The organism is Maribacter sp., from assembly GCF_049667165.1.
GTDB lineage: Bacteria > Bacteroidota > Bacteroidia > Flavobacteriales > Flavobacteriaceae > Maribacter_A.
On sequence record NZ_JBATHS010000011.1, the window covers coordinates 1 to 4,536 of the forward strand.

Below are 4,536 nucleotides of genomic sequence, written 5' to 3' on the forward strand. Positions count from 1 at the left end.
CCATTAAACCCAGCGATGTAAAAATTTACCACTCTAATGAAAAATTTAAAACTCCTTAGCTGTACCATTCTACTATTTGCCCTAAACAATTTTCTATCCGCACAAAATGAGAAAGTTACCACTGCTAAGATCTGGGAAGAAGACATTGTGCTTCCTACCTATCTAACGGGTGAAGAAGGAAAAAATCCGAGATTTTATTTTGGAAGGGCCTATCAGGGAGCCCAAGGAAGGGTCTATCCCTATCCCATACGGGAAGTACTTACCGATGTTCGAATCGATAAGACCTATAAGGCCCTAAATCTTGAGAATGAGTTTGTCAAGGCTAGCATCTTGCCCGAAATTGGGGGAAAACTCTTTACCGGGCTCGATAAAACCAATGGTTATAATTTCATATACAAACAGAGTGCCATTAAACCTGTATTGATCGGTATGTTGGGCGCATGGATTTCCGGAGGTATAGAATGGAATGTTTTCCATCATCATCGGGCCACATCATTCATGCCCGTGGATTATATCATCGAAGACCATCCCGACGGAAGCGTAACAGCCTGGGTAGGTGAAATTGAATTGCGCCATCGCATGAAATGGAGGGTTGGCGTTACCGTGCATCCTGGAAAATCGTATTTTGAAACCACGATGGTCGCCTATAATCGATCCCCATTCATACACTCCATGTTATATTTTACCAATGCGGGGGTGCATTCCAACGAAGATTACCAGGTTATTTTTCCACCTAGTACCGAATGGGTGACCCAGCATGCCAAAAGGGAATATGCAGGTTGGCCCATTGCCCATGAGACCTATAACGGGGTCGATTTTACCGCATTGGGCAAGCAACTTGGCACCGATGGGACGGACATAAGCCTTTGGAAAAACAATTTTAAACAGATCTCTTTTTTCGCCTATAATTATGAGGATGACTGGATGGTCGGCTATGACCATGGCAAGCAAGCGGGTACCGCGATCATCGGGGACAACCATACCGTTCCCGGGAAAAAATTCTGGACCACCGGTAGTGGCGATCGGGGAAAAGTATGGGACCAGATCCTTACCGATGGGGATGGCCCTGAGCTGGAACTCATGGCTGGGGGATACTCCGACAATGAACCCGATTATGCTTGGATCCAACCCGGAGAAACCAAAAGAATAACCCAATACTTCTATCCTGTTCGCCACATGATGGGCGATGTAAAAAATGCGAATAAAGAAGCTGCTGTCAATCTTGACATCGACAAAGGGAACAAAGCAAGTATCGCCTTCAATGCCACCTCAAGTCGAAAGAATGCCATAGTACGTTTACAGATCGGTACCAACCTCTTCTTGGAGGAAACGATCGACATCGATCCCAATACCCCGTACAATAAAAAGCTCACGCTGCCCGCCCATGCCAGACCCAATGATGTAATGGTTTCTTTACATTCGGCAGAAGGATTGGAGCTAATCTCCTATTCCCCTAAAAAAACTTCCCCTGGTGCTTTTCCCGCCTATTCCTATGAGGGCAACTTGGAAAAGGGTACAAGAACGCCAATGCCAAAAGAAGCGGAAACCCCCAAACTACCCTCGGAAATCGAAACTAACGAGATGCTTTATCTCACCGGAATGCGTTTGGAGCAATTCTACAATCCCAGTGTGGATCCAATGCCCTATTATGAAGAGGCCTTAAGAAGGGATCCAGGGGACCAACGTGTAAATACAGCCGTGGGCATCCTTATGCTCAAAAAAGGGATGTTCGCTAAAGCCAAGGACCATTTGACGAGGGCCGTTAAAAGAACCAACTGGAACTATACCCATGCACGTACTACCGAAGCATTTTACTATCTAGGGCTTGCGTTACAGGCTACAGGACAGTATAAAGAAGCCTATGATGCGCTGTATTATGCCACCTGGGACAAGAGTTTCAAGGCCCCCGCATATTTTGCAATGGCCCAGATAGCCTGCCTTCAAGGAGATTATCAAGAGGCACTGAACCATCTTGAAGGGAGTCTGGCGAATGAAAAAGACCATCTTAAGGCAAGGAACCTAAAAACTACCATTCTTCGAAAAATGGGGAATCCAAAAGGGGCGCTTAGCGTGGCCAGTCAAACCATGTCAGAGGATCTTCTCGATTTTTGGTCCAGGAACGAATTCCAGTTAGCCCTTCGCGAGCTCGGTACGGATTTAAAAGCCCAAAAGTGTTTAAATACCCTGGATGCGATAATGCGCGACGAGGTGAACTCCTATTTGGAACTGGCTGCTGATTATGGCAATTGTGGCCTATGGGATGAGGCTATTGAAATACTACAACGCCTGATCGGCAAGAATCTAGAGAACGTAAGCACCTATCCCCTGTTGTATTACTATACGGCCTTTGGCTATGAACAAAAAGGGGATCAGGACAATGCTGCCAAGTACTATAAACTGGCATCGGAAATGCCGTCGGACTATGGCTTCCCTTTTCAGTTGGAAATGATCCAGGTGCTCAATGCGGCCATGGCGCATAATCCCGAGGATGCAATGGCGCCTTATTACCTCGGGAATATATTATATGATTTTCAGCCCGAAGAAGCTATCAGGCTATGGGAAAAATCAAAGGATCTGGGAAGTGATAACCCCACGGTCTATCGCAACCTCGGACTCGCCTTTGACAAAAAAGGAGGACACGTAGCGCTATCCATGCAATACTATGAAAAAGCGGTTGCCATGAATCCTGCGGACAGCAGGGTCGTTTATGAACTTGAGGATGTGTACAAAACAGCCCAAGAGCCCCTTCAAAAGCGATTGGACTTGCTACAGAAATACCACGACAACATTATAAAAAGCGAATACTTGCCCCCCTTAGAACGGGAGGTGGAATTGTATGTGTCCCTAGGTCAGTATGAAAAAGCCCTCGCTATGATGCAACCTTTTCATTTTAAAAGATGGGAAGGTGGTAGCAATGTATATACCTCCTATGTAGATGCCAATCTATTACAAGGGGTTGCATATAGTAATACACAACAATTTGATAAGGCTTTGGCGAACTTTAAGGCGGCAGGCGAATTTCCATTGAGTATGGAGGCCGCGAAACCCTGGACCGATAGCCGAATCGGGGAAGTACTTTGTTATACGGCCTCATTGTATGAAACTATGGGTGAATCCAAAAAGGCCAAACAGGTCTATGCCGAAGTTTTAAAGGAACGATTATCGAGCGGATGGGACATTCCCCATTATTACCGTGGGTATGCCCTTAAAAAATTAGGGCAAACGGCAGAAGCGAAAACTATATTCGAAGGCTTGATCCAAACCGGGCAAAGACAATTGGAAGCCATTGAATCAACTACGGGGATGGACTTTTTTGCAAAATTCGGAGATCGCATGACCAAGGAAACCCGTCAGGCAAATGCGCACTATCTCATTGGGCTCGGAAAGCTTGGTCTTGACCAGACGGAAGAAGCACGCTCCGAATTTGAAAAAGCGGCAGCGTTGGATATTAATCATGTATGGTCACGGGCCAAACTAGCGGAACTAAAATAAAAGAATCGAATACCATTGACTTTTGACTTTCGACCAAATACTCAGATTTGACTAAAAAAGAACAATTCCACCGCCTACTGAATGGGGATGACATACCCAAAATTCTGTTCAAACCTATTTTGATGCATTTTGCAGCACGGTTTAAAGGACGTACGTATGGTGAATTTGCATCGGACTACAAAACGTTGGTGGATTCGAACCTAAAGTGTTTGGAATATTTTGACTTGGATGCCGTAAGTCTGATCAGTGACCCGTATCGGGAAACCGCTGCGTTCGGGGCAAAAATCGATTTTATCCCGGAAGGGGTGCCGCGATGTTTACAAAAGCTGGTCCAAAATGAAGAAGATGTAAAACGTTTGCCCATTCCCGATGTATATACGGCTGTACGTACGCGCGATCGGATCCTTGGGGCGACGTATTACCAGAAAAGGCTAAAAGGCACCGTACCCCTCGGGGGGTGGATCGAAGGCCCTCTAGCAGAAGCCTGTACGTTGGCCGGGGTAAGTGAAATGTTGGTACATCTGATGTGCGATCCCGATTTGGTGCATCGACTATTGGATAAATGTATGGTTGTGGCCAAGGAATTTGCCGAGGCACAGATCAACGAGGGCTGTGATTATATCGGTATCGGTGATGCCATTTGCTCCCAGATCGATGTAGGTTCCTATGACCAATTCGTTAGGGATCGGCATATGGAGTTGTCAGATCATTTACATGCCTTGGGTGCCAAGTCGAAACTCCATATTTGCGGGAACATAGAACATCTATTGCCTTCGATACGGGGTTTGAATTTCGACATTGTGGATATCGACTATGATGTAGACCCCGTAAAGGCGCGTCAATTATTGGGGGATGACGTCGTGATCAAGGGCAATATTAATCCCGTTTTTATCCAGAATGCCACGCTGGCGGAATTGGAGGAGAAGGTGCATGCCCTACTGGCGGAGACCAAAAATGAAAAGTTCATCCTTTCGGGCGGTTGTGAGATCAGTGTTTTGACCCCTCCGGAAAACGTGATGAAAATGGGTGACATCTTGAAGAAAA

Annotated in this window: 2 protein-coding genes; both read left to right on the forward strand. The window is 46.0% G+C overall.

Going from position 1 to position 4,536, the window contains the following annotated elements; genetic code table 11:
* Positions 1 to 36 precede the first annotated feature (36 nt).
* Positions 37 to 3,492, forward strand: a complete 3,456-nt coding sequence (locus WBM98_RS00415; RefSeq protein ID WP_424364033.1) for a DUF5107 domain-containing protein — start codon at positions 37 to 39, stop codon at positions 3,490 to 3,492.
* A 47-nt stretch (positions 3,493 to 3,539) separates the two neighbouring features.
* Positions 3,540 to 4,536, forward strand: a 997-nt coding sequence (locus WBM98_RS00420) for a uroporphyrinogen decarboxylase family protein (RefSeq protein WP_424364034.1), incomplete at its 3' end; no start/stop codon positions are given.

What these genes read in the sequence shown, in the direction of transcription:
- WBM98_RS00415 (WP_424364033.1), top strand. Translation starts at nt 37, where the DNA reads ATGAAAAATTTAAAACTCCTTAGCTGTACCATTCTACTATTTGCCCTA.